Genomic DNA, 25,492 nt, shown 5'->3' with positions numbered 1-25,492 from the left:
GCCCGCCCCCATCGACGGTATAATCGGCCTCGCTTACTTCAACACCCAGGCACGACATGACTTCCTCCGCACTTCCTCCCGACACTTCCACCGACATTTCCGACAGCACCGAAGACAATAACGACGCCACCCTGGTCGCGGAACTGGGGGAACTGGCCGAGCATATCCGCCTGGTCAAGATGGAAGGCCGCGTCTTCGTGCGCTTTTCCGGCGTGGTCAAGGCGGGCCACCTGGTGGTGCCGTATGCGCTGGTGCCCGCGCAGGGCGTGCTGGCGCGGCCGGCCAAGTGGCGCAAGATGGACCGCGAGACCAAGCTGGCCCTGGTGCGCGAACGGGCCAGCGCGGCCATCTTCGAGGAACTGCGCCAGCACGTGATCGATTTCGTCGCCGATATCGCGGGCCTGAGCGAAGACGTGGACACGGACCCGATGGTCTTCCTGCATACGCTGGCCGACATGCAGACGTCGGAGCCGGCCGGCATGGTGTTCGACCGCATCCGCCAGCGCTTCAATCACGCCATCGAGCGCCAGCAGGAAGAACAGCATGCGGCGCGCACGCGCCAGAGCATCAACCTGGCCGAATATCCCGCCTCGTTCGAGATGGCGCGCCGCCTGCCGCGCCGCTTCATCGCCCTGCTGGGTCCCACCAATTCCGGCAAGACGCACCGCGCCATGGAAGCGCTGGTCAAGGCGAAAAGCGGCATCTACCTGGCGCCCTTGCGCTTGCTGGCCCTGGAAAACTACGAACGCCTGCAGGAAACCGCGCCGCATGGCAAGCCGCTGGCCGTGAGCCTGATCACGGGCGAGGAGCGCCGGGTCGTCGATGGCGCCACGCACGTGGCCAGCACGGTGGAAATGCTGGACACGAAAACCGTCGTCGACGTGGCCGTCATCGATGAAATCCAGATGCTGGCCGACCCGGACCGGGGCGCCGCGTGGACGGCGGCCGTCTGCGGCGCCCCCGCCCACACCGTCTACCTGGTGGGCGCGCCCGAAGCGCGGCGCGCCATCGAGGCGCTGGCCGAACGCCTGGACTGCCCGCTGGATGTACACGTACTCAAACGCATGGCGCCCCTGTCGATGGAGCCGACGGCCGTGCGCAAGGTGCGCAACCTGCGCCGCGGCGACGCCGTCATCGCGTTTTCGCGCCGCGAAGTGCTGATGTGGCGCGACATGATCACGGAAACGGGCCTGTCCGTGGCCACCGTCTACGGCAACCTGTCGCCCGAGGTGCGGCGCGCGCAGGCGCAGCGCTTCCGCGACGGCACGGCCGACATCGTCGTCGGCACGGATGCGCTGGCGATGGGCCTGAACATGCCGATCGCGCGCATCGTCATGACCACCTGCGTCAAATACAATGGCCGCGAAGAGGAAGAGATTTCGGCCGCGCTGGCGCGCCAGATCGCCGGGCGCGCGGGCCGCTACGGCGTGCATGAAGAAGGCCTCGTGGCCGGCTACGACAACGAGACGCATGAAGTGATGCGCGCGCTGCTGAAGGAAAAACTGCATCCGCTGAACACCAGCGGCTTTGCCGTGGCACCGTCGCTGGAACACCTGCACCGCATTTCGTCGGTGACGGGCGAGCTGTCGCTGTCAAAACTGCTGCGCCGCTTCATCCACAACATCGACGTGCCGGACGGCTTCTTCTTCCCCCGCATCACGGAAGACCAGAAGGAACGCGCCGTCTGGCTCGACACCCTGCCCCTGTCCGTGGCCGACAAGTTCACCCTGTCGCTGGTGCCGATTTCCAGCAAGGTGCCATCCTTGCAAACGGCGTGGGAGCACTGGTCGAAGAATCTGTCGCAGGGAAAAACGAGCACTCTGCGCCAGCACGCCTACGGCGGCGGCACGCAGAATTTGCAGCAGGTGGAGGACACCTGCCGCTACTATTCCGCGTATGCCTGGCTCAGCTACCGCTTGCCCGACTTCTTCCCCGATATCGCCGTGGCGCAAAACCTGTCGCGCGATGCGTCCGAGCGCGTCGACTCCATCCTGCGCGCGCACAATGCGGCCTCGCGCGGACGCTCGAAGAAGTTCAAATAGGTGTCAGCGCAATTCCCAGAACCACACTTCGGCGCAGGTCCAGTAGCACTCGCTGCCGCACACCTGCACGCCGGCCGATGGCAGCAGGATGTCGATATGCCCGCCCGCGCCGCCCAGGTAGCCGGGAATGCGGAAGAAGGCGACGAGGCCCTTGCGCTGGCCGATGCCGGCGATGGCCGCATCCCGGCTGAATTTTTCGGGCGCGCCAAACATCGAGGGGCTGGCCAGCATGTGCGCCAGCTTGGCCTGTCCCGGCTCGATCAGCGCGCCCTTGAATGGCCCCTTGAGGATGGCCATGCGGCCTTTGACCTGGACGCCGGCCTTGATCAGGGCCAGGCTGACGCGGATGGCGCAGGTATTGGCAAAGCTGTCCTTGCCGATCAAGTCTTCCCAGCCGATTTCGCCGAACAGGGTGGCCTGGTCGACGGCGGCCACGCTCGAATAATTCTCTCGCAGCTTGATGAATGCAGGTTTCACGTCAGCCTCCCGTGGGTGATGGAGTGGGACAGGGAAAACGCCGCGCCAGGATGGCGACGACCAGGGCCGATGCGTCGCCCTGGCGGGCACGGGCCGGCAGCTTTTTCAGTTCAACGATGACTTGCGCGTCGATTTCCACCGTTTTCAAACGGCCCGTGTCGCACCACCGTCGGCCCTGCGCCGCATCGGCCACGCCGGCCAGATAGCCTTTCGCATAACGCTGACCGAGAAGGAAAGCGGGATCTGGCGCCTTCCCCGCCGGCGGCCCCTCCTGATAAGCCGCGATCAGCTGGTCGGCGCTCAGGCGTGGCGCCGGCGCGTAAATGCTGCCCTGCGCACGCGCGCTCGGCAGGCACAGGCACAGCGCAACGACGAGCAAGGGTGAATGCATGGCCAACCCGGATCAGTGGGGAACGTCTGGCCGATTGTAGGAGCATGCGGCAGGCCCGCACTGAGCGAGGTCAAGCACAGACATGAGGAAAGCCGGCCAGCCGCAATTGATGGGCGTGCCTGGAGGCGGCAGCCCCGATGACGACGATGACTGACCTGGAACAAACATGCGCTGGCTGTACTCTACCGCCGCCGTCAACGACGGCCTATCCTGACCATACGCCCGATGCGAGAGACGCCGCCGGCGCCACTGCATTGCCCTGAGCACACCTTGCTGCGCAGCTTACCGGCCTCATTTATTACCAGGATGACCACTATGACCGCTGAGGACATCAAGAACTTTTCCGCCGTCGCTGCCGCGATCATTGCGCTAATTGGCAGCCTGATAACCTTGTTTCTTGTTTGGAAAAAGGAAAAACAATTTGAAAAGCAGCGGCAACAATTTTCATTGCAACTACAGAATGCTGAACTGGCGCATGCAAAGAAACTGCAGGATGAACGACATGATTTTGAAAAGAAAAAGCAGATACTGCTCGAAGCGCAGAACAAACTAAACCATTTGCACGCTCAACAACTACAACAACAGAAGGCCGAACTGGATGCCTGGAAAACCGGCTATGAAATCGAGATAAAAGCAAGAAATGACGCGCTGCGCAAGCTCAGAACGGCAGTCATCGCGCTGTTTGACCACTTCCAGAATATGCTGCAGCTCGCATTGCGGGCGGACGACCAGGAAATCCTCGGGGTGCTGGCCAAGTGTGTCCAGGCACTCGCCAACCTGGATAAGGCTATCGATGCGGCAAAGAGTATCGTGCGCAATGATATCGAAGCCGAAAAACTGCACCGATTGCACATCATCAAGCGATTTTTTCTCAGGGTGATTCTGGACTTAACAAGAAGAAAAACAGAGCGCCTGTCGCAAGCGCCGGCGCTGCGAAAAATGGAATCGCGTCTGAAAAAACGCAAGGAGGTGACGATGCTTTATCTTCAATCCGTCATGGAAGAGCGGCCCAGGGCGCCGGGTATCGGCGCCTCGAAATGACGTGCCACCCCATGCATTCACATCCGGGCCGCAGGGCAGAATTTTAACGCACGCGTAAACAGCACCGGCGATCCTGCGGCGCCAGGCACCGCAGCCCCCTTACGGCTTGGCGCCCGCGTAATGCAGCTTCAGCACCAGGCCATTGTGGTCGTCGGCCATGTAGATATCGCCATCCTGGCCCTGCTTGACGTCGACGGGCGCGCCCCTGCCCTGCTTGCCCTTGCGCTCCCAGTTGCTGATCAAGTCGACGGACTTGCCCAGCGGCGCGCCGGCCTTGTCGGGCAGCAGCGCCACCAGGCGGTGGCCGTTGGCGCGGTAGCCGTGGTAGCCGATGATCAGGCTGTTCTTGTACAGTGCCGGGAAGCGGCTGGCCGTGTAAAAGGTCATGCCCAGCGGCGCGGCGTGGCCGGGCAGCAGGCGCTGCGGCGCCGCGTATTGGGCGTCGCAAGCCGTCTTCGGATATTCGGGACTGGCCACATTGTCGTCGTAGCAGTAGGGCCAGCCATAGTGCCGGTCTGCCTTGATCAAATTGAGTTCTTCATGCGGCAGGTTTTCGTCGCTTTTCAGTTGCGGCATGGCGGCCTGGATGGCGTCGCGCGCGTTTTCCGCCTGCCACAGCTCGCCCGTGGCAGGATGGAAGGCCAGCGCCATCGAATTGCGCAAGCCGCGCGCATGCGTGCGCCAGCTCGTCACCGTGCCGGCCGGCCACGCCATCGTGTATTCACGGATGGCGCCCAAGGCTTCCGGGCCTTCGGCCGAAGGACAAGCCTTTGCCGGATCGGGCGCCTTGCCATCGTTTTCGCAATGGTCGGTGCTCGAGCCCACGTTCACGTACAGGTCGCCCTTGGGACTGAAGCGCATGTTCGTCAGCAGGTGCAAGCCCAAGCCCGGCAGGCGCGGCGTCTTGGCCTTGCCGCCGATGATATCGGTGAGCGCGCGCGATGGGTCGCGCAAGTCGAAGCGGAAGATGCGCCCCACTTCGCCCACGTAGACCATGCCGTCCGGTCCCTGCACGATGCCGTTCGGGCGATCGAGCTTGTCGAGCAGGAGCTTGCGCTCGTAGCCGGCGCCGGCCGCCTTGGGCTGCAACAGCCACAATTTACCCTGCTTCGGCGCCCAACCCGCCATGTCCGTGACGAGGATATCGCCATTCGTCAGCGGCAGCACGCCACGGGGGAATTTCAGTCCGTCGGCCAGCACGGCCACGCAAAAGCCGGGCGGCGTGGTGACGTCGAGGCGCGGCATGCCGTCGCACTGGGCACCGGCCGCCGCGAAGGCTGGCGCAAACGTGCCGGTAAGGCAGGCTGCCAGGGCGCCCGCGAGCATTTTCTTGTTCATGGTCTCATTCCATCAGGGGTAATCGGGGCATCACGGCGCGCGCATTGGCGCTGGTGGCAAACGCCACTTGGGCGATATCAAGGCCGCGCAGCTCGGCCAGCACGGCGCCGATGCGCGGCAATTCTTCGGGGCTGTTGCGGCCAGGGTGTATCCAGGCCGGGGAAATATCGGGCGCGTCCGTCTCCAGCACGATGGCATCCAAAGGCAGGTCCGTGGCCATGCGGCGTATCTGCAGCGCGCGGGTAAACGTCATGGCGCCGCCGAAACCGAGCTTGAAACCGAGGTCGATATAGCCCTGCGCCTGCTGGAAGCTGCCATTGAACGCATGCGCGATGCCGCCGTTCGGGCGGATCTGGCGCGCGTGCTTGAGGACGATGTCCTGCGAACGGCGCACGTGGGTCAGCACGGGCAGATCGAAGTCGCGGGCGATTTTCAGCTGCTCGCGCAAAAAATGCTCCTGCTTGGCGCGCATGGCCGGTTCGCACAGCATGGGGATGAAGAAATCGAGGCCGATCTCGCCGATGGCGACGAAATTCGGATCGGCGATGGCGGCCTGCACGGCCTCGCGCAGGGCGATCAAATCATCCTCGGTGGCGTGCGGCACGTAGATCGGATGGATGCCCAGCGCGTAGCAGGCGTTGGGCGCCGCTGCCGCCAGGTCGCGCACGATCGCGAAATTGGCCCGTTCGACGGCGGGAATGACGATCATCGCCACGCCTTGAGCGCTGGAGCGCGCCGCCACCTGCAGCGATTCGCCGCCGAATTCGTGCGCGTCGAGGTGGCAGTGCGTGTCGATCCACGGCATGGCTAGTCTCCCTAGTATTGGTACGGCTGCAGTCCTTCGTCCGTCAGGCGCAGCACGCGGTCGCAGCGCTTGGCCAGTTCGATATCGTGCGTGACGATGACGAAGGCCGTGCCCAGGGTGCGCGACAGTTCCAGCATCAGGTCGAAAATCTGTTCGGCCGTGGCGTGATCGAGGTTGCCCGTCGGTTCATCGGCCAGCACGCAGGCCGGCTGCGTGACGAGGGCGCGGGCCAGGGCCACGCGCTGGCGTTCGCCGCCCGACAACTCGCCCGGCGTGTGCGTGACGCGCTTGGCCAGGTTCACGCGCGTGAGAATCTGCTGCGCCAGCTCGGTGGCGGGCGCGCGCTTCATGCGCCGTATCATCAGGGGCATGGCGACGTTGTCCAGCGCCGAAAACTCGGGCAGCAGGTGGTGGAACTGGTAGACGAAACCCAGCGAGGCGTTGCGCAAGTCGCCGCGCGCCTTTTCGCTGAGATTGGCGAAGTCCTTGCCCAGCAGGGTCACCTTGCCGCTGGTGGGCGTATCGAGGCCGCCCAGCAAATGCAGCAGGGTCGACTTGCCAGAGCCGGACGCGCCGACGATGGCGACGCGCTCGCCGCGGTGGACGTCGATGTCGATGCCGGCCAGCACCTGCACCTTGTAGCTGCCCTGCGTAAAAGTCTTGCCCAGGCCGCGGCAGGAAAGCACGGCGGAATCGGCGGAAGCGCCGTTGGAGGCGGGTTTGTTCAGATCGGTCATGGTAGTCGTCAGTGGTTTATTCATAGCGCAGGGCTTCCGCGGGTTTGACGCGGGCAGCCCACCAGCTTGGGTACAGGGTCGCCAAAAAGGCGAGGATCACGGCCAGCACGCCGATCTTGGTGACGTCGGGCCAGCGCAGGTCGGACGGCACGGTGCTGATGAAATAGATGTCCTTGGAGAGGAACTGCACGCCCAGCAGGTGCTCAATGAAGGGCACGATGACGTCGATGTTCATGGCCACCAGCACGCCGCCGCCCACACCCAATATTGTGCCCAGGATGCCCACCAGCGCGCCCTGGATCATGAAGATCTTCATGATGGAACGGGGCGAGGCGCCCAGGGTGCGCAGAATCGCGATATCGGCCTGCTTGTCCGTCACCGTCATCACCAGGGTCGACACGAGGTTGAAGGCGGCCACCGCGATGATCAGGGTCAGGATGATGAACATCATGCGCTTTTCCGTCTGCACGGCGGCGAACCAGTTGGCGTTCAGCTTGGACCAGTCGCGCAGCCACAGGTCGCCAGGCATGGATTTTTTCAATTCTGCTGCCACTTGCGGCGCCTGGTTCATGTCGGCCAGGCGCAGGCGCAGGCCGGACGGGCCATTGATGCGCAGCAAACGCTGGCCGTCTTCGATATTGATGAAGGCAAGGCCGGCGTCGAATTCATTGTGGCCCGCCTGGAAGATGCCGCTGACGGTGAAGCTGCGCATGCGCGGCAGCACGCCGGCCGGCGTGACCTGGCCCTGCGCCAGCATCAGGGTGACTTTTTCGCCCAGGTTGACGCGCAGGGCGCGCGCCAGCTCGATGCCCAGCACGATATTGAAGGTGCCCGGCTGCAGCGCCTTGAAGCTGCCCATGCGCGTCTGGCCGGCCACGTCGGAAACGTTCGGCTCTTCCTCCGGCAGCACGCCGCGCACGATGGCGGGGCGCAGCGCATCGTCGCGCAGCAGCATGCCCTGCGTTTCCACGAACGGCGCGGCGCCTTTCACGGCCGGATTTTTAAAGGCCTGCGCCGCCTCGGCGCGCCAGTCCGGCATGCTGCCGCTGTTGTCGAACACTTCCACGTGGGCCAGCACGGACAGCATGCGGTCCGTCACTTCCTTCTGGAAGCCGTTCATCACCGACAGCACGACGATCAGCGCCGCCACGCCCAGGCCGATGCCGGCCATGGAAATGAGCGAGATGAAGGAGATAAAACTGTTGCGGCCACTGCGCTTGCCGGCCCGCGTGTAGCGCAGGCCAACCAGCCATTCGAAGGGAATATTTTTTAACATGCTTGTGATGTGATTGATTCTTGTGTAAGCGACATGCCACCGTGCTGACCCAACGGCGAAGTGCCGGGGTCGGAACCTGAGGGTCCGACCCCAGGTTCTGCCTTAGGGGTAATTTTCTTACTCATAGCGCAGCGCCTCGGCCGGCTTGACGCGCGCGGCGCGCCAGCTCGGGTAGATGGTCGCCACCAGCGCCAGGCCAAAGGCGATCAGGCCGATCTGCGCCACGTCCAGCCAATGCACGTCCGACGGCACGGCGCTGATCTGGTAGATTTCCTTCGAGATGAAGTGCAGGCCGAAGATGCCTTCGATGAAGGGCACGATGACGCCCACGTTCAGCGCCAGCACGACGCCGCCGATGACGCCCAAGGCACTCCCCAGCAAGCCCACCAGCGCGCCCTGGATCATGAAGATCTTCATGATGGAGAACGGCGAGGCGCCCAGGGTGCGCAAAATGGCGATGTCGGCCTGCTTGTCGGTGACCGACATGACCAGGGTCGAGACCAGATTGAACGCGGCCACGGCGATGATCATGCTGAGGATGATGAACATCATGTTCTTCTGGCTTTGCACCAGCGCATACCAGCTGGCGCTGGCGCGCGACCAGTCGCGCATCCACAGCTGGCCCGGCATCGACGCCTTCAGTTCGCGCGCCACCTGCGGCGCCTGGTTCATGTCGTGCAGACGCAGACGCAGGCCGGACGGGCCGTCGAGCTGCAGCAGCTGCTCGGCGTCCTGCATGTTGACGAAGGCCAGGCTGCCATCGAGTTCATTGTGGCCCGCCTCGAAGATGCCGGCCACCTTGAGCACGCGCATGCGCGGCATGACGATGCCGTTGGCCGGGTCGCCCGCCCTTGGCTCGCGTTCCAGCATCAGCGTGACGTTCTGCCCCACTTTCACGTCGAGCGCCTTGGCCAGGTCGATGCCCAGCACGATGTTGTAGGAACCTGGCGTGAGATCCTTGAAACTTCCCTGCTTCATCTGGGAAGCCACGCTGGAGACGGTGGATTCCTGCTGCGGCAGCACGCCGCGCACGACGGACGGGCGCATGGTTTCGTCGTTGAGCAGCATGCCCTGGGTTTCCACGAACGGCGACACGGCTTTCACCTGCGGGTTGGCGTAGGCGGCGCGCTCCTGCGCCTGCCAGTTGGGCATGGAGCCGCTGGTGTCGAACACCTCGACGTGGGCCAGCACCGACATCAAGCGGTCGGTGACTTCCTTCTGGAAGCCGTTCATGACGGATAGGACGACGATCAGGGCGGCCACGCCCAGGCCGATGCCGGCCACGGAAATGAGGGAAATGAAGGAAATGAAGCTGTTGCGGCCACTGCGTTTCCCGGCGCGCGTATAGCGCACGCCGACCTGCCACTCGAAAGGAAATTGTTTGATGATGCTCATGCGCTCCCGCGACAACGATGATATGCGAGCGCGCAGTGTGCCACACAATGGGCATTTCATGCATCATCTCTGCGTGAATCAGCGCACCAGGGCGCTATTTTGCCTCCTGCGCCAGGCCGAAAACCCGCAACAGCTGGCCCGCCAGCGCATATTGCCGCATCTGCGCCAGGGTCAAACGGTGCAGCTGGTCGATCCGGCGCTGCTGTATCGTGAAGTAGCTGTCGCGCGTCTGGATGACCTGCTGCAGGTTGCGCCGGCCCGCCTCGTACTGGATGGTCCCGCCGCGCACGACGATGGCCATCTTCTTTTCCTGCTCGTCGAGCAGGGCCAGGGTACGCTGCGCATTGGCGATACGCGGCACCATGCTGGCCAGGTCGGCGCGCGTGCCCTGCTCGGCGCGCGCCACATCCGCCTCGGCCGCCTGGGCGCGGCTGATGCTCTCGTCGCGCTGCGCCAGGCTGCCCCCGCCGAGCGGGATTTCCCAGGAGACGCCTACCGACCAGCCCCGCTGCTGGATGGTCGACGGCGGCGGCGTGGTCTTGTTGTTGAGCAGATGGCTGACATTCAGGTCGATTTTGGGGGCCAGGGTGGCCGCCACGCCGCGCACGCGCAGCTGGGCCGCGGCGGCCCGCTCGCGCGCGGCGCGCAACTGCGCCTGCTGCGTATCGGCATTCTCCAATGCCTGCGCCGGCAGCGGCGCAAAGGCGAAATCGGCAAACTGCGCCACCGGCTCGAAAGCCAGCGCCTCGAGCTTGACGCGCGCCGCCTGCTGGTCCGTCAGCAAGCCGTCGTGCACCAGTTCCGCGTCCAGCTGCGAACTTTGCGCCAGTTCGCGGTCTACTTCCGACGATTTGCCCAATTCCGCCTGGCGCGTCACCTGCCGCACCAGCTGCGTCACGTCGCGCAAACGCTCCTGCGACTGCTGCAGGCTGCGTTCCAGGCGCTGCATGTCGAAATACGCCTCGGCCAGCTTTTCCGCGCTTTCCGCGCGCGCCCGCTCCACGTCGAAGGCGGCGCCCGCCATGTCGCGTTCGGCCGCATCAAGTTCGGCGCGGTCGGCGCCGCCGTTGTAGACGTTCCAGCGCACGCTCGCTTCCACCTGGTGCGTGCGGCGCTCGACCTCCAGGGTGCCATCGAGGTCCTTGCTGCGTCCCCGCGTCGCCTGCAGCGCCGCAGTCGGGAACAGGCGCGAACGGGCCTGCCTGTAGCGCGCTTCGGTGGTGGCCAGCGCCGCCTGCGCCGCGATCACCTGCGGGTCGCGCGGCACGGCGCGCGCCAGCAAGGCGGGCAAGCCGCGCGTGGACTGCGCCTGAAACGTGGCCGGTGGCGCCGGTTGGGCCACCGCGTTCGCGCAGGCGAACGCCATGCAAAGCAAGAAGGCACGCATCACCGCTCCTGCAAGGAAGACTGCAAGCCGCGCAGCACGGGCTTGAACACATATTGCAGCACCGAACGGCGCCCCGTCAGGATGCCCACGTCGACGGGCATGCCGGGGGTGACGGGCAATACCTTGCCGTGCGCCGTCAGCTGGCTGCGGTCCGTGCTCAGTTGCACCTCGAAATACGGTTCGTTGCGTTCGTCGGGAATCGCATCGGCCCCCACGCGCACCACCTGCGCCTGCATGCGGCCGTACGTGGTGGCGTCGTACGCCAGCACGTTCGCCGAAGCGCTCTGCCCCACGTGGATGAAACCGATGTCCGACGGTTTCACGCGCACGGAAATGAGCATTTCCGAATCGGCGGGCACGATTTCCAGGATAGGCTTGCCCGGCTGCGCCACGCCGCCCACGGTTGCCACCAGCACGCGGTTGACGACGCCGTCGACGGGCGCCGTCACGTCGCGCCGGCTCACCTGGTCCTGCTGGCCTTTCACGGTGCTGGCCAGCGCGCCCGCCTTGGTTTCATATTCGCTGCGCTGCGCGCCCCACTGGCCGCGCATGCGCGCTTCCACTTCGCCCGCCTGCGCCTGCGCCTCGGCCAGGGTGGCCGCCAGGCGCGGCACGGACGCGCGCAGGCCGTCGAGTTCCGTGCGCTGCTGCTGCACGCGCTGCTGCGCATTCAGGTAGTCGCCGCGCGAACCGGCGCCCTCCTTGAACAGGCGCTCCTCGATCGACAGGCTTTCCAGGGCGATTTTCAGACCTGTATCGAGTTGGGCGATGCGGCTGTGCGCCTCGGCCAGCTCGCCGCGGCGGCGCGTCACGCCTTCGCGCGCGGCCGCCGTGGCCGACGCGAATTCGCGCTGGCCGTCGCGCCACAACTGCGTTTCCTTGGCGATCAGCTCGGGCGCTTCTTTCTGCCACTCGGGCGCGAACCGGGGAGTAGCACCGGACAGCAGCGCATCGAGGCGCGCCCTGCCCGCCAGCGCCGCCAGCCGATTCTGCACGCTGGCGCCCAGGTTGGCTTCGTACTGGGCCGTGTCCAGGCGCAGCAGCAATTCGCCGCGGCGCACGCGCTGGCCCGGCTTCACCAGCATTTCGCGCACGATGCCCCCTTCCAGGCTTTGCACTTCCTGCAGGTGCGATGGCGGGGTGATGGCGCCACGGCCATGCACGGACACGTCGAGCTGGGCGAACGTGGCCCAGGCCAGCACCAGCACCAGCAGCACGGCGATCAGGGCCAGCATGCGGATGACGATGCGCTGCGGCTCCCTTTCCGGGTCCGGATGGGCCGCCGGCAGAGGGCGGGCGTTCGGGGCATTCAGGGCGCTCATGCCGCCACTCCCTGTTCCACCGCAGGCTTGGCCACCTGGCTGTTCAAGACGCGCATGACCTCATCGCGCGGACCGTCGGCCACGATGCGCCCCTTGTCGAAAACGATCAGGCGGTCCACCAGCGCCAGCATGGCCATGCGGTGCGTGACGAGCACGATGGTCGTGTTCTTTAATGTACGCAGACGGGCGATCAGGCGCTGCTCCGTGGCCGGATCGAACATGCTGCTCGGTTCATCGAGCAGCAGCATCGGCGGCTTCGCGAGCAAGGCGCGTGCCATGGCCACGGCTTGGCGCTGGCCGCCGGACAGGCGTTCGCCCCGTTCGCCCACTTCCGTCGCCACGCCGTTGGGCAGCTGGGTGATGATGTCGTCGAGGCAGGCCAGGCGGATGGCGTCGAGCAGGCTGGCGTCGTCCGGCTGGCTGCGCCCCAGTTCGATGTTCTCGCGCAGGCTGCCGTGGAACAGGGTCACGTCCTGCGGCACGTAGCCGATCTGGCGGCGCAGGCTCAAGGGCTCCAGCTGGGTGCTGGCCAGGTCATCGAACAGCACGCTGCCGCTTTGCGGACCATATTGATTCAGCAGCAGTCGCAGCAGGGTGCTCTTGCCGGAACCGAGCTTGCCGATCACGCCGACCCGTTCACCGGGACGGATGTGCAGGTTCAGTTTATCGAGCAGCGGCGGCGAATTCGGGTAGGCAAAGCCCACGTCGCGAAACTCGATGCGCCCGGACAGGGGCGGCGCCTGCAGGCTGGCCGCGTCATCGTCGGTCGGCGCTTCCATGATTTTATTGAGGGCGTGATACGACAATTTGGTCTGCTCCCAGCGCATGATCAGGCCCGCGATCTGGCTCACGGGCGCCAGGGCGCGGCCCGTCAGCATGCTCACGGCGATGATCTGGCCCAGGGTCAGCAGGTGTTCGCCCATCAGCAAGGCGCCCGTGGCCACCACGGCCACGCCGGACAGGGCCAGCACGGCCGTGTTGATGTAATTGACCCTGCTGACGATTTCGCGCGTCTCGACGCTGTTGGCGGCGATGGCCACCGTCAGGCTTTCCCATTTGCGCCGGCTCCATGCTTCGGCGCCCAGCGCCTTGATGGTGTCGAGGCCATTCATGGTTTCAAACAGGTGCGCCGTGCGCTGCGCGCTTTCCTGCATCGAGGCGGCCACGTGGCGCGCCAGGGCCGCGCGCGAGGCGAAGGCCACCAGCAGCAAAATCGGGATGACGGCCAGGGGCACGAGCACGAGCCAGCCCCCAACCAGGGCGATCACCAGCAGGAACAGCAGCAGGAAGGGCAAGTCGCCCAGGGTCGTCAGGGTCGTCGAGGCGAAGAATTCGCGCACGGACTCGAAATCGCGCACGGTATTGGCCAGGGTGCCGCCCGAGGCGGGCCGGCTGGCCGCGCGCAGGCGCAAGCACTGGGCGAAGATGTTCGACGACAGCGCCACGTCCATGCGGCGCGATGCCGTTTCCACCAGTTCGCCGCGCAGCAGGCGCAGGGTTAGCTCGAAACCCGTCAGCGTCACGACGGCGATCGTCAGCACCCACAGGCTGGCCGTGGCATTGTTCGGGATCACGCGGTCATACACGGCCATCGCATAGAACGGCACCAGCGCGCCGATGACGTTCAGCACCAGGGTGCCCAGCAAGACCCAGCGGAAGACCCAGCGGTTACGGTTGAAGACATCCCAGAACCAGCGTCCCGCCACCGGCATGCTATAGAGCAAGCTGCGCTGGTCGAAAAACATCACGGGCCGCACGGCCACCCAGCGTCCATCGGGCACTTCCCGCGCCAGCGCGGCGGCGTCAAACCAGGCACTGCCTTCAATGCCGGGCACGTGGCATTCATATTTGCCGTCGGCAATCGCCAGTACCACCAGCGCCTGCCCTTCCCCGTTGAGCAGCAAGGCCGGCATTTCCGTGGGACGGCGCGGCTTGTCTATTGGCAACGCGGTGCCGGCCAGGCTGGCCTGCGCCAGCGCCTGTTCGAGAAAGTCAGCCGCGGCCGGTGCAGCCTGGGCCGCCACGCTGGCGCGCAGGCGCTCGGCCTGCACGGCCGCGCCGAAAAAGCGCGCCAGGAAGACGATGGCCTCGGCGATGACATCGGTGGACATGCCGGCGGAAGCGGTGGAAGTGTCGGGGGGTGGGGTCATGATGAATTCACAATAAAACGCTGCGGCGCGCCGGTCGGGCGCGCCGCAGCGGGATCCTATCGCTTGCGCGACGGGCGAGGATTAATGAAGCGCGGCAGCGCCCTTGCGGCGGCGCGCCATGAAGCCCAGCAGGCCCAGACCCGCGACCAGCATGGCCCAGGTCTGCGCTTCCGGCACCGGCGACACGCTGAGCAGGGTTTGCGAGGCCGGGTTGACGCTCGTCAAGCTCGTGTAGTTGTACAGGTTCTGGATGGCGCCATTGCCCGTGGCCACGCCCAGCATGGTGTTGGCCTGGCTGACGACGGCGTTGCTCAGGTTTTTGAAACGCAGCTCGCCCGTCAGCAGGTTCGTGTTGTCGTTATTTAATTCCCACAGGGCCAGCTGGAAGGCGGCGGCGCTGTTGGCGCTGGTCGACACATTCGCGATAGACGAGGCGTAATAGCCTTCATACAGGCGCTTGACGGAATCGCTGGCGGCAAAGGCGCCGCTGCTGTAGCTGTTCGAACTGTTGCTCAGTGCGACATGGGGATCGAGGCAAAACACCAGGAAAGTGTTGCTGTCGTACTTGACTTCCCACAAGGTCGGCGAGATGGCGCTGCCCGAGCCGAAGGCGCCGCCGGCAGCCGTAAACAGGCTGACGCTGTGCGAATCGACGACTTGCAGATTGGAGGCGGCCAGGGCGCTGCCACTGGCAAGGGCGAACGTGGCTGCGGCGATGGCGCCGCGAACGAGCAGGTGCATGGATTGTTTCATCGTGGTTTCCCTATTTCTATTGTCAAATGTAAAAAAGCATGAAAAGCGCCGGCGCCCCGTGACGGACGCGCCGGTGCGGCATTGCCGGGCAGGCTCATGGGCCGGCAAGTGACGTCAGGCAGCCATTTCCTGGGGCTGGGTCGTTGCGTGGGCCATGGCGCGGCGCAAGAGATCGGCCATTTCGCACTGGGCCTGGGCCTGTGCTTCGGCGGCAGGGCCTGCGGCGGCCGGCGCGGCGGCCACCGTGGTCACCGTGCCATCCTGGCCCAGCACCACGTCGAGCGTGCTGTCGTCGCGCAGCAGGTCGGCCATGCTCGGCAAGGTGATGCCGGCCTTGGCCGCATCCTTGGCGTCGACGTTGAAATACACGTCCGTCATGTCAACCGACTTTCCATCGGCCAGGGTGGCGCTGCTGCGCTCGAGGTGCAGATTGCTGTTGGCGTCGAGGAACGGCAGTTCCGTGTAGCTGACCGTCAGGCTGGCCACGCCGGCGTCATGCAGCGACATCAGCTCGCCATCGTCCGTCACGCCATTGCTGTTGGCGTCGCGCCAGATGCGCAGTTCGGCGAACTTGTCGTCATGCGCATCGACCACGCCGTCGTGGTTGGAGTCATAGCTGGACAGCTTGGCGAAGCCCGTGCCCTTCTCGTTGCCGCCGAATAACTCGGCGACATTGTCAATCTTGCCATTGCCATTGCTGTCGATGGCCAGCAAGCCGTCCTGGGCCGAGACCCAGCCCGTCTGGATGGCGCTGCCCGTGCCCAGCAGGTCGAAGCTGCCGTGGAAGTCGGCGCGGGCGATCGTGTGCACGCCGTCACCGTTGAGGTCGATGACGATGGGCGTGATGGCCGCATCCCAGCTCATGTCGTTCTGGCCCGACGCCAGTTTCAGGATGTCCGTGTAGACCACGTTGGACGTCGTGCCATTGCTGTTGACGTCCGAATCGATGTTATCGTTCGTGCCCACGTTCTTTGCGCCCCAGCGCCACGTATCCATGGCGTAGCCGGCGTGATACACGCCCGACTTGTCGAACTTGAGCGAATAGCTGCCCGGATCGAGGTTGCTGAACAGATAGTTGCCGTTGGCATTCGTGTAGGTCGTGGCCAGCAGCACGCCGCTGCCCGAGTACAGCTGCACCTTGATGTTGGCGATGCCCGCCTCGTTGTAGTCTTGCACGCCGTCATGGTCGGCGTCGCGCCACACCTTGTCGCCCAGGCTGGCCTTGCGGTAAATGCCCGCGTCCCAGCTCATGTCGTTCTGGCCGGCGGCCAGGTTGATCAGGGACGAGCGCCCTGTGCTGACATCGACGTCGGAATCGGCCGTATCGCTGCCGACATTCGCCTTGGTGTAATAAAAGCCCGATGGACGGATGACTTCCACCTTGTAGCTGCCGGCCGCCAGTGCGCTGAACAGGTAATTGCCGCCGGCATTCGTCGTCGTCGTGGCGATGACCTGGTTGTACGCATTGAGCAGGTTGACCTTCACGCCCGCCACGCCCAGTTCGCCCGTATCCTGCACGCCGTTGTAGTTATTGTCTTCCCACACACGGTCGCCGATGGAGGCCGTGTTGAGTTTGACCAGGCCAGCATCCCAGTCCAGCTGCACGTCGCCCGATTTCAGAGTGACCCATGCGGTGGTCAGGCCGGTGGCCGGATTGACGTCCGAATCGGTGGCATAACCGCCGATATCGGCCTTAGTGAAGCCGTAACCGGCCGGCGGCACGAAGCCCAGGTAGTAATTGCCGGGGACCAGGTTGCTGAACAGATAATTGCCGCTGGCATCCGTGGTGGCGCTGGCCACGACGGCGCCTTGCGCGTTGTACAGGTTGACTTTCACGCCGCACACGCCCGCCTCGCCCGCATCCTGCGTGCCGTTGCCATTCGCATCGAACCAGACGCGGTCGCCGATGGACGCCGCCTTGTACAGGCCGGCATCGATATCCTTGTAGTTCTGGCCGGCAACGACCGTCACCTGGCCGCTGTTGCCCAGCGTATTGATGTCGCTGTCGAGCGCGTCGCTGCTGCCCGCATCCTTGACCGTGGTCAAATAGCCCGCGGGGGCGACGACGGCGATGGAGTAGGTGCCAGGATCGACGCTGAAATTGTAATAGCCGGTAGCGTCCGTCAGGGTCGAGCCGATCACGCTGCCGGCCGCGTTTTTCAGCTGCACGGTGACGCCGCCGATGCCGGACTCGCCCGCGTCCTGCACGCCGTTGGCATTCTTGTCTTCCCAGACGAAGTCGCCCAGGTGGGCCATCGGCACCTTGAAGGTCAGGTAATGGGGCGCCAGGCTCAGGTCTTGCGCATTGCAGCCGGCCGTGCCGCCGTCATCGCGCACCTTGAAACCGAGGTCGAAGTCGCCGGCGACCGTCTGGCTCGGCACGAAGACCAGGTGGCCCGCGCGGATGTCATCGATGGAAATCTCCGTGCCCACGGCAACGGCCACGCCATTCAACAGGACCTGGCCCGCCGTGGTGGTATTCGTGATGACGATGGACTTGAAGCCGTCGTGCTCGACGTCGTCGTGGAAGCCGAAATCGCCTTCGCTGAGCACCACGTTGTTGCCGTTGAGTAAAGTGAACGTCTTGTCGGACGCGTCGGGCGCGTCGTTGACGGGGTCGATGATGACTTGCAGGCTCAGCTGGACGAGATCGCCATTGCCCTTGTCGATCGTCACTTCGATGGTGGAGAAGCTGCCGTTGTAGTTGGCGGCCCAGTCGCCGGGACGCACGTACACGGTGTCCGCATCGAGCATGCCGAACAGCGGCGTGTTGACGGTCGACTCCGTATCATCGGGCAAGAGCACGGTGAAATTCTTGATGTTCAGTTCGCCTTGCACCGAGTAGCCTGCCTGGATCAGCAGGTCGCGGATATCGAAATTCTTGTTAATGTCTTCGCAGACGTGGACCGTGGTCGACAGGTTGTAAGTAGTCATGCTGCCTCCTGACGGCATGCCACGGCGGCGGCAGGAGCGGAAATACGGGGGGCCAGGGCGCGATCAGCCTGGCCGCGCAAAGCGGCGAATGTATACATAGGTGGGCTTCCAAGAAGGGACTTGTTTAAAAAATGGAGCCGGCAGATCTTGTATACAATTTCGAGGGACACATGAGCCAGACGACGCAACCACGCAGCAGGGGGTGATTGTCTTTCCGATATTTAAGTTGTCGCGATTATATCCATAATCTTTTCAAAAGCAAATTAATTTCCCTCAATATCAATAAAATTTTTATAATTTTTTTCACATTGCCAGCGCCGCCGGCGTGGCCAGCGCGGGCCTGAAAACAGATGCGCCTTCTCGGCCCGCACCACAATCGCCTACAATCTCGGGATGAATCAACTTACCCTCGTCTTGCCCTTCGCCTTGCCCAACGCCGAACTGGCTGCCGACCTGCTCAAGGTCTTGCAGGCGCCCGCGCTGGCGGCGCTGCTGTCGCGCACCTCCACTTGCAATTTAGAAACTTTTGACAACGCCAACCGCCTGCTGCCGCATGAAGCGTGGCTGGCGCATGCGCTGGGCCTGTCGCCCGCGCCCAACGGCGCGGCGGCGCAGGCTGCCTTCGCGGCCCAGGCCATGCGCGGCTATGGCCTGGTGCCGGAAGCGGGCGACCGTTATTTCCTGCTGCATCCGGCCCACCTGGCCATCGCCCGCAGCCACATCAGCCTGGAAGACTTGCGCCAGCTCAAGCTGAGCGAAGCGGACGGCCGCGCCCTGTTCGACATCGCAGCCCCGTATTTCGACGAGATCGGCCAGCCCCTGTCGTATGGCGACGCGGGCACCTGGTTCATGCGCGCAGATGGCTGGAGCGACTTGCAGTGCGCCACGCCGGACGCCGCCACCACGCAAGACCTGTCCGTCTGGATGCCGGAAGGCGAGCACGCGCGCGCCGCGCGCCGCCTGCAGAACGAAGTGCAGATGCTGTGGCATGAACATCCCGTCAACGCGGGGCGCGAAGAACGCGGCTTGAAAGCCATCAACTCGTTCTGGATCTGGGGCGGCAGCCTGGCCACGGCGCAAGCGCGGCGCTGCGCGGCCAGCCTGCATACCAAGGACGCGCCCGGCTGGCTGGCCGCGCTGGCGGAACCGGCGCGGCGCGATGCCAGTCCAAACAGTGTGCTGGCGGACCAATCCGACGCGATCGTCGTGCTGGGCGGCTTGACCGAAGCGGCGCAGGCGCAGGAATGGGGCATGTGGCTGCAGCAGCTGCAAGCGCTGGAAGCCCACTGGTTCGCCCCGCTGCTGGCGGCCCTCAAGGATGGCCGCCTGGGGCAGCTGCGCCTGGTGCTGAGCCACCGCGACGCCTGGCTGGACTGCAGCACCAGCAAGCATGCGCAGCGCAAATTCTGGCGCGCGATTACCCTGAACAAGTTGAAAGCATCATGACCCGTACCCGCATCGCCACCCGTCCCTGCCCCTACCGTGAATCCGAATTGCTGCGCCAAGGCGGCATCCACCCCGTGCTGGCCCGGCTGTACGCCTCGCGCGGCCTGTCCGACGCGAAAGAACTGTCGAGCGAACTGGCGGCCCTGATGCCGCCGTCCGGCTTGCTGCACATCGGCGCGGCCGGCGTCTTCCTGGCCGACGCGATTGCCGCCAAGAAGCGCATGGTCATCGTGGCCGACTACGATTGCGACGGCGCCACCGCCTGCGCCGTGGCCATCCGCGGCTTGCGCGCCATGGGCGCCGACGTCGACTTCATCGTGCCCAACCGTTTTGAATACGGCTACGGCCTGACGCCGGAAATCGTCGAGCTGACGGCCCGCGAAAAGTCGCCCGACATCATCATCACCGTCGACAACGGCATCGCCAGCATCGACGGCGTGGCCGAGGCCAACCGGCGCGGCATCCAGGTGGTCGTCACCGACCACCATTTGCCGGCCGACACCCTGCCCGACGCGGCCGTCATCGTCAACCCGAATCAGCCCGCCTGCGGTTTCCCCAGCAAACACCTGGCGGGGGTGGGCGTCGTGTTCTACGTCCTGCTGGCCTTGCGCGCGGAGCTGCGCCGCCGCGGCGTGTTCGATGCGCAAACGCAGCCCAAGCTCGACAACCTGCTCGACCTGGTGGCGCTGGGCACGGTGGCCGACGTCGTGCGCCTCGATACCAACAACCGCATCCTCGTCGCCCAAGGTCTCAAACGCATGCGCAAGGGCAATATGCACGCGGGCGTGGCCGCCCTGTTCCGCGTCGCGGGCCGCGAAGCGCGCAGCGCCACGCCGTTCGACCTGGGCTTCGCCCTGGGACCGCGCCTGAACGCGGCCGGGCGCCTGCAAGACATGTCGCTGGGTATCGAATGCCTGATCACGGACGACGAGGGCCGCGCCTGGGCGCTGGCCCAGCAACTGAACGACATCAACCTGAAGCGCCGCGAAATCGAAGCGGAAATGCAGGATGCGGCGCTGCTGCACCTCGATGCTTTCGAACCGGCCAACAGCAGCACCATCAGCGTCTTCGACGAGTCCTGGCACCAGGGCGTGATCGGCATCGTCGCTTCGCGCCTGAAGGAAAAATTCTATCGCCCGACCATCACGTTCGCGCCCGGCGCGGATGGCTGGATCAAGGGTTCGGGCCGCTCGATTCCCGGCTTCCATTTGCGCGACGCGCTCGACCTCGTGTCGAAACGGGCGCCGAGCCTGATCGACAAGTTCGGCGGCCACGCCATGGCGGCGGGGCTGACCATCCGCGCCGACGCCTTCGAGGCGTTTTCGCAAGCGTTCGAAGCCGTGGGCCAGGCCTGGCTCAGCCAGCAACAGCTGGAACGGGTGGTGGAAACGGACGGTCCGCTGGAAGACGCGTATTACACGACGGCCTTCATCGAGCTGATGGATGGCCAGGTGTGGGGCCAGGGCTTCGCCCCGCCCGTCTTCTGCGACGAATTTCGCGTCGTCAGCCAGCGCATCTTAAAAGAGCGCCATCTGAAACTGCTGCTGGAAAAGAACGGCGTGCGCTTCGACGCCATCTGGTTCGGCCACACGGACGCGCTGGGCGAGCGCACGCGGGTCGCCTTCCGGCTCGATGCGAATGAATACAATGGCACGACGAAAGTGCAGTTGATGGTAGAGCATGCCGAACCTGTCTGATGGCACCTGCCCAAACCTACTGCGCGTCGCGCTTTGCGGCCGGCGATGCTCACCGTGCCCAGGCACGGTTGCGCTTCTTGGCCACAAGGGGGCGCCGAGCCTCACTGCCGCTCGCTACGGTTTGGTCAGGTGCCGTGAGGTTTGTAGCCTTGTTGCTGTATCCCAAACTTCTGTGGAACAATGTCATATCAAATCATGAAGATGACCGACACAGGCGTCCACCGCTTGCAAGTTGCCGAACACCATGATAACTGGCCTGAACCATCTCACCCTATCCGTGCGCGACCTGGCGCGCAGCGTCGCCTTTTACCGCGATATGCTGGGCCTGCGCCTGCACGCGCGCTGGGACAGGGGCGCCTACCTGTCGGCCGGAGATTTGTGGCTGTGCCTGTCGCTGGATGGACAGGACACAGCCGCGCTGGCCAGCCCCGCCTACACGCACTATGCGTTTTCCATCGCGCAGCAAGACTTCGCCGCCTTTGCCGCCCGCCTGCGCGCCGCTGGCGTGCCCGAGTGGCAGCAAAACCGCAGCGCCGGCGATTCCCTGTATTTCCTCGACCCGGACGGCCACCGGCTGGAAGCCCATGCGGGCAGCCTGGCGCAGCGGCTGGCGGCCTGCCGCGCCGCGCCGTATCAAGGCATGGTGTTCGAAGATTGATGCTCGCCGCATCATATTCGATAAATTCATGAAATTCATTAAACCATCAGAAAATACAAGCACCGGTGCCCCGAAAAAACACCGTCTCCCATCGATATCCCTCTGACAAGCTTGTTTTTAATACTTAACCAAGCTGACAAGATTGCCTCCAGCAATAGGCAAATCCGCCACATTTCATGGCAAAAATAAAAATATTGATTGGAAATAGTTAACATTTATTTGGCAAATTCACTAGAATTGATAGCGCATCAGCTAATTCCTAATAATGCATGATCAGTTCTGAGGGCAAACCCGTCGAAAGGCGGGGACGCAAAGCCACCGGCCTACCGCGCGCAAGCGCCACGGCAGCGGGGCTGCCAATGCAGGGCCGGGACCGCCAGCGCGCGGCACCAGCCTGGAAGCATTGTCGAGATGTGGCCCTCGCCCAACTCGGAGAGTTTCGCCATGAAAAAAATCCTTCCCCCGCATCCCCGTCACGGGCGTTTGCTGCTGGGCGCCACTGCCGCCCTCCTGCTGGGCGCTTGCGGCCCCGGCCAGGAGACCTCGACGCCGCCCGCCGCCATCGCCACGGCCGCGACGCAGTTCACTGTCGAGGTGCCCGTCATCCCCGCCGCCGTCGGCGCGCTGGTGGCGCAACCGATGTTCCATGCGGCCCCGGCCCTGCTCGATGCGCCTGACGGACGTGACAGCGCCAACAGCAGCGGTTCGGCCCACTGGCGGCCGCACCGGCAAAACGTGCCCGGCGCCATGCGGGACATGACCACGCGCCGCCTGACGGCGCAACGCATCGCCGCCGCGGAACAGACGGCGCAGAACATCGCGCCGCTGCTGGACGGCGGCGCGGGCGACAGCGCCGCGCCCATGGCCGGCAGCAGCGTGGTGGCGACCTATTCTCCCGCGCAAATCCGCGCCGCCTACGACCTGCCCGCCCTGCCGGCGGCCGGCACGGCGCTGACGCCAGCCCAGGCGGCCCAGCTGGGCGCTGGCCAGACGATCTACATCGTCGACGCCATGCACAACCCGAACGCGGCGGCCGAACTGGCCATCTTCAACCAGAAATTCGGTTTGCCCGGCTGCACCACCAAGACCATCGCCACGAATGCCACCCTGCCCTTGCCGCCCGCCCCGGCCAGCGGCTGTGAATTTTCTGTTGTCTACAACACGCCATCGAGCACCATGACGGCCACCGCACCCGCGTATAACTCGGGCTGGGCCATGGAAATCGCACTCGACGTGCAGTGGGCGCACGCCACGGCGCCGCTGGCGCGCATCGTGCTGATCGAGGCGCCCGACGCGTCCATCAACAGCCTGCTGGGCGCCGTGCGCCTGGCCAACCTGATGGGACCCGGCGTCGTCTCGATGAGCTTTGGCGCTGCCGAAGGCAGCTGGACGGCTTCCGTCGACAGCGCCTTCACGGGCAAGAACATGAGCTACCTGGCCGCCACGGGCGATTCGGGCAGCGGCGTGTCCTGGCCGTCCGTGTCATCCAACGTGCTGGCCGTGGGCGGCACCACGCTCAGCTACAGCGGCAGCGGCGTACGCAGCGAAGCGGCCTGGTCCGGCACCGGTGGCGGCATCAGCGCCTACACGGCATTGCCCACTTACCAGACGGTCAGCGTGCCCGGCCTGACCAATCTGCTGCGCCGTAACGTGGCGGACGTGGCCTTCAATGCCGACCCCGCCACGGGCCAGTACACGGCCGTGATGACGCCGGGCAGCAGCACCGCCAGCTGGCTCAGCATCGGCGGCACCAGCCTGTCCACCCCGCAATGGGCCGGCCTGGTCGCCATCGCCAACGCCAGCCGCGCGCTGCAAGCGAAGACGGCGCTCGGCTTGCCGCACAGCATCTTGTACGGCCAGATCGCCACCGTGCCCGGCACCTTTGCCAGCAGCTTTGCCGACATCACGCGCGGCAGCAACGGCACGTGCAGCGTGTGCACGGCCAGGGTCGGCTACGATCCGCTGGGCGGCCTGGGCACGCCCAACGTGAAAAGCCTGCTGGCCAGCCTGTCGGGCACGCAGATCGCCCCGGCCGCCCCCGTGGTGGCGCCGGCCAGCATCAGCGGCGCGGCCGGCAAGCCGCTGTCGTTCACCGTCTCGGCCACCGCGTCGAATCCACTCAGCTACAGCATGCTGGGCGCGCCGGCCGGCATGAGCATCGCCGCCACGGGCGTGGTCAGCTGGACAGCCCCCGTCGCGGGCACGTATGCCGTGACCATGGTGGCCAAGGATACCGTCAGCGGCCTCAGTGGCCAGGGCGTGTACAGCATCGTCATTGCCCCCGTCGCGCCGCCCGTCGTCGGCGCCGGCGCCATCACGGGCAAGGTCGGCACGGCGCTGGCGTTCAACGTCAGCGTCACTGCCGCCAATCCCGTCAGCTACACGCTCGCCGGCGCGCCGGCCGGCATGAGCATCAGCAGCGCCGGACTGGTAAGCTGGGCCGCCCCCGTGGCCGGCACCTACGTCGTCACCGTGACGGCCAAGGACAGCAAGACTGGCCTGAGCGGCAAGGGTCTCTACACGGTGGCCATCGCCGCCCCGCTGCCACCCGTGGTCACCGTCGCCAGCGTCAGCGGCAAGCCGGGCGTGGCCCTGTCGTTCACGGCCACGACGGTGGCGCCCAACCCCGTCACCTACAGCCTGTCGGGCGCGCCGTCCGGCATGACCGTCAGCGCCGCCGGCGTCGTCAGCTGGGCCAAACCCGTGCTGGGCAGCTACAACGTGACCATCATCGCCAGGGACACCAAAACGGGCTTGACGGGCCAGGCCGTGGCGACGGTGAAAATCGCCGCCGCCGGTCCCACGATCAGCGCCGCCGCCATGACGGGCGTGGCCGGCAAGACCATGAGCGGCAGCATCGTGCTGACGGCGCCGGGCGCGAACGCGCTGTGGATCTCGATCAACGGCGCGCCGCTGGGCATGCAGTTCTCCATGAGCGGCATGACGATCACGGCCACCTGGCCGCAGCCGGCGGCCGGCAGCTATGCGCTGAAGGTCGTGGCGCTGGACAATAACGGCTTGACGGCGCAGCTGACCGTGCCGGTGACCGTCGCGGCCAGATAAACTGGCGCAGTCCGCCCGCCAACGGGGCGCACCGGGACTCCCGTCCTGGCGCGCCCCGTTTTTCATGCGCGCGGACCTTGCAACGAATCCATAAAAGGAGTATAAATAATCCATAAACAGAGTTTTAATGAAGGATACGCCATGAATCTCGCCTACGCCTACCCCAAGAGCCGCTTCGAGCCGGCCGTGCTCGTTGACCTGAATGCCAAAGCCGAGCGCGAGCGATTGTCGCAGGCGGCCTTGAAAGGGTTCTTCAAGCTGGCCGCCGCCTGGAAACTGCGCGACGACGATGCGCGCGAATTGCTGGGCGGCCTGTCCAGCAGCGCCTGGTACGAGTGGAAGAAGCACCCGGACCGCGTGCTGGAAGTGGACCGCATCACGCGCATTTCCTATTTGCTGGGCATCTACAAGGCCTTGCACATCCTGTACGGCGACAAGCTGGCCGACGAATGGGTGAGTTTGCCCAACAAGAATCCCATCTTCGGCGGCCGCACGCCCCTGTCGCAGATGCTGGCCGGCGGCTTGCTGGCCATGCAGACCGTGCGCAAGCTGCTCGACGCGCGCCGCGGAGGACTATGAT

At 65.1% G+C, this 25,492-nt stretch carries 19 protein-coding genes and 1 riboswitch; of the genes, 7 read left to right on the top strand and 12 right to left on the bottom strand.

The features are described 5' to 3' along the window. Window positions 1–56: 56 nt before the first annotated feature. Entirely contained in the window at window positions 57–2,042 is a 1,986-nt protein-coding gene (locus tag GCN78_RS12465) for a helicase-related protein (protein WP_152251996.1), read from the top strand. A 3-nt stretch (window positions 2,043–2,045) separates the two neighbouring features. Here the strand turns inward: GCN78_RS12465 and GCN78_RS12460 are convergent, their stop codons facing one another. Both GCN78_RS12460 and GCN78_RS12455 read right to left on the bottom strand, forming a co-directional pair. Continuing rightward, window positions 2,046–2,519: a T6SS effector amidase Tae4 family protein gene (locus GCN78_RS12460; RefSeq protein WP_226939600.1), complete on the bottom strand. Its 474-nt coding sequence runs from the start codon at window positions 2,517–2,519 to the stop codon at window positions 2,046–2,048. Window position 2,520: 1 nt separating this feature from the next. After that, the gene (locus GCN78_RS12455; RefSeq protein ID WP_152251995.1) at window positions 2,521–2,910 is read right to left on the bottom strand and encodes a Rap1a/Tai family immunity protein; all 390 of its coding nucleotides are present in this window, start codon (window positions 2,908–2,910) and stop codon (window positions 2,521–2,523) included. Between the two features lie 315 nt (window positions 2,911–3,225). Here GCN78_RS12455 and GCN78_RS12450 point away from each other — a divergent pair, with 315 nt between their 5' ends. Beyond that, a complete protein-coding gene (locus GCN78_RS12450; RefSeq protein ID WP_152251994.1) occupies window positions 3,226–3,951 on the top strand; it encodes a hypothetical protein in 726 nt (241 codons plus the stop codon). Window positions 3,952–4,050: 99 nt separating this feature from the next. Here GCN78_RS12450 and GCN78_RS12445 read toward each other — a convergent pair whose 3' ends face one another. The 10 genes from GCN78_RS12445 to GCN78_RS12400 form a co-directional block, all read right to left on the bottom strand. Further along, complete coding sequence (locus GCN78_RS12445; protein ID WP_152251993.1) at window positions 4,051–5,289, bottom strand: PQQ-dependent sugar dehydrogenase; 1,239 nt, start codon at window positions 5,287–5,289, stop codon at window positions 4,051–4,053. Between the two features lie 4 nt (window positions 5,290–5,293). Beyond that, window positions 5,294–6,094, bottom strand: a complete 801-nt coding sequence (locus GCN78_RS12440) for a TatD family hydrolase (RefSeq protein ID WP_152251992.1) — start codon at window positions 6,092–6,094, stop codon at window positions 5,294–5,296. A gap of 11 nt (window positions 6,095–6,105) precedes the next feature. Beyond that, window positions 6,106–6,831, bottom strand: a complete 726-nt coding sequence (lolD, locus tag GCN78_RS12435) for a lipoprotein-releasing ABC transporter ATP-binding protein LolD (protein WP_034788536.1) — start codon at window positions 6,829–6,831, stop codon at window positions 6,106–6,108. Between the two features lie 16 nt (window positions 6,832–6,847). Then, a complete protein-coding gene (locus GCN78_RS12430; protein ID WP_152251991.1) occupies window positions 6,848–8,107 on the bottom strand; it encodes a lipoprotein-releasing ABC transporter permease subunit in 1,260 nt (419 codons plus the stop codon). A gap of 117 nt (window positions 8,108–8,224) precedes the next feature. Next, the gene (locus GCN78_RS12425; RefSeq protein ID WP_152251990.1) at window positions 8,225–9,502 is read right to left on the bottom strand and encodes a lipoprotein-releasing ABC transporter permease subunit; all 1,278 of its coding nucleotides are present in this window, start codon (window positions 9,500–9,502) and stop codon (window positions 8,225–8,227) included. A gap of 94 nt (window positions 9,503–9,596) precedes the next feature. Next, window positions 9,597–10,889, bottom strand: a complete 1,293-nt coding sequence (locus GCN78_RS12420) for a TolC family protein (RefSeq protein WP_226939599.1) — start codon at window positions 10,887–10,889, stop codon at window positions 9,597–9,599. Then, the gene (locus tag GCN78_RS12415) at window positions 10,889–12,211 is read right to left on the bottom strand and encodes an HlyD family type I secretion periplasmic adaptor subunit (RefSeq protein ID WP_226939598.1); all 1,323 of its coding nucleotides are present in this window, start codon (window positions 12,209–12,211) and stop codon (window positions 10,889–10,891) included. The genes GCN78_RS12420 and GCN78_RS12415 overlap by 1 nt, the downstream gene beginning before the upstream one ends. After that, the gene (locus GCN78_RS12410; RefSeq protein ID WP_152251989.1) at window positions 12,208–14,361 is read right to left on the bottom strand and encodes a type I secretion system permease/ATPase; all 2,154 of its coding nucleotides are present in this window, start codon (window positions 14,359–14,361) and stop codon (window positions 12,208–12,210) included. Before GCN78_RS12410 ends, GCN78_RS12415 begins: the two co-directional genes overlap by 4 nt. A gap of 81 nt (window positions 14,362–14,442) precedes the next feature. Beyond that, window positions 14,443–15,114: a PEP-CTERM sorting domain-containing protein gene (locus GCN78_RS12405; protein WP_152251988.1), complete on the bottom strand. Its 672-nt coding sequence runs from the start codon at window positions 15,112–15,114 to the stop codon at window positions 14,443–14,445. Window positions 15,115–15,228: 114 nt separating this feature from the next. Beyond that, window positions 15,229–18,048 carry an SdrD B-like domain-containing protein gene (locus GCN78_RS12400; RefSeq protein ID WP_193316712.1) on the bottom strand — a complete coding sequence of 940 codons (2,820 nt, stop codon included), beginning with the start codon at window positions 18,046–18,048 and terminating at the stop codon, window positions 15,229–15,231. 393 nt (window positions 18,049–18,441) lie between these two features. Here GCN78_RS12400 and GCN78_RS12395 point away from each other — a divergent pair, with 393 nt between their 5' ends. The 5 genes from GCN78_RS12395 to GCN78_RS12375 all read left to right on the top strand — a co-directional run bounded on the left by GCN78_RS12395 (window position 18,442) and on the right by GCN78_RS12375 (window position 25,491). Beyond that, window positions 18,442–19,494: a hypothetical protein gene (locus GCN78_RS12395; protein ID WP_152251986.1), complete on the top strand. Its 1,053-nt coding sequence runs from the start codon at window positions 18,442–18,444 to the stop codon at window positions 19,492–19,494. Beyond that, entirely contained in the window at window positions 19,491–21,191 is a 1,701-nt protein-coding gene (recJ, locus tag GCN78_RS12390) for a single-stranded-DNA-specific exonuclease RecJ (protein WP_152251985.1), read from the top strand. The genes GCN78_RS12395 and recJ overlap by 4 nt, the downstream gene beginning before the upstream one ends. Before the next feature lie 244 nt (window positions 21,192–21,435). Further along, a complete protein-coding gene (gene fos, locus GCN78_RS12385; protein WP_152251984.1) occupies window positions 21,436–21,849 on the top strand; it encodes a fosfomycin resistance glutathione transferase in 414 nt (137 codons plus the stop codon). Window positions 21,850–22,123: 274 nt separating this feature from the next. Further along, window positions 22,124–22,210: riboswitch (cyclic di-GMP riboswitch) on the top strand. Window positions 22,211–22,293: 83 nt separating this feature from the next. After that, the gene (locus tag GCN78_RS12380; RefSeq protein ID WP_152251983.1) at window positions 22,294–24,912 is read left to right on the top strand and encodes a S53 family peptidase; all 2,619 of its coding nucleotides are present in this window, start codon (window positions 22,294–22,296) and stop codon (window positions 24,910–24,912) included. 141 nt (window positions 24,913–25,053) lie between these two features. Next, window positions 25,054–25,491 (top strand): MbcA/ParS/Xre antitoxin family protein, encoded by a 438-nt coding sequence (locus GCN78_RS12375; RefSeq protein ID WP_071076812.1) that lies wholly within the window; start codon window positions 25,054–25,056, stop codon window positions 25,489–25,491. Window position 25,492: the final 1 nt, after the last annotated feature.

The organism is Janthinobacterium rivuli (assembly GCF_009208735.1).
Classification (GTDB): domain Bacteria; phylum Pseudomonadota; class Gammaproteobacteria; order Burkholderiales; family Burkholderiaceae_D; genus Janthinobacterium.
The sequence above is the reverse complement of the archived record's forward strand: the minus strand, read 5'-3'. Positions and strand labels throughout refer to the sequence as shown.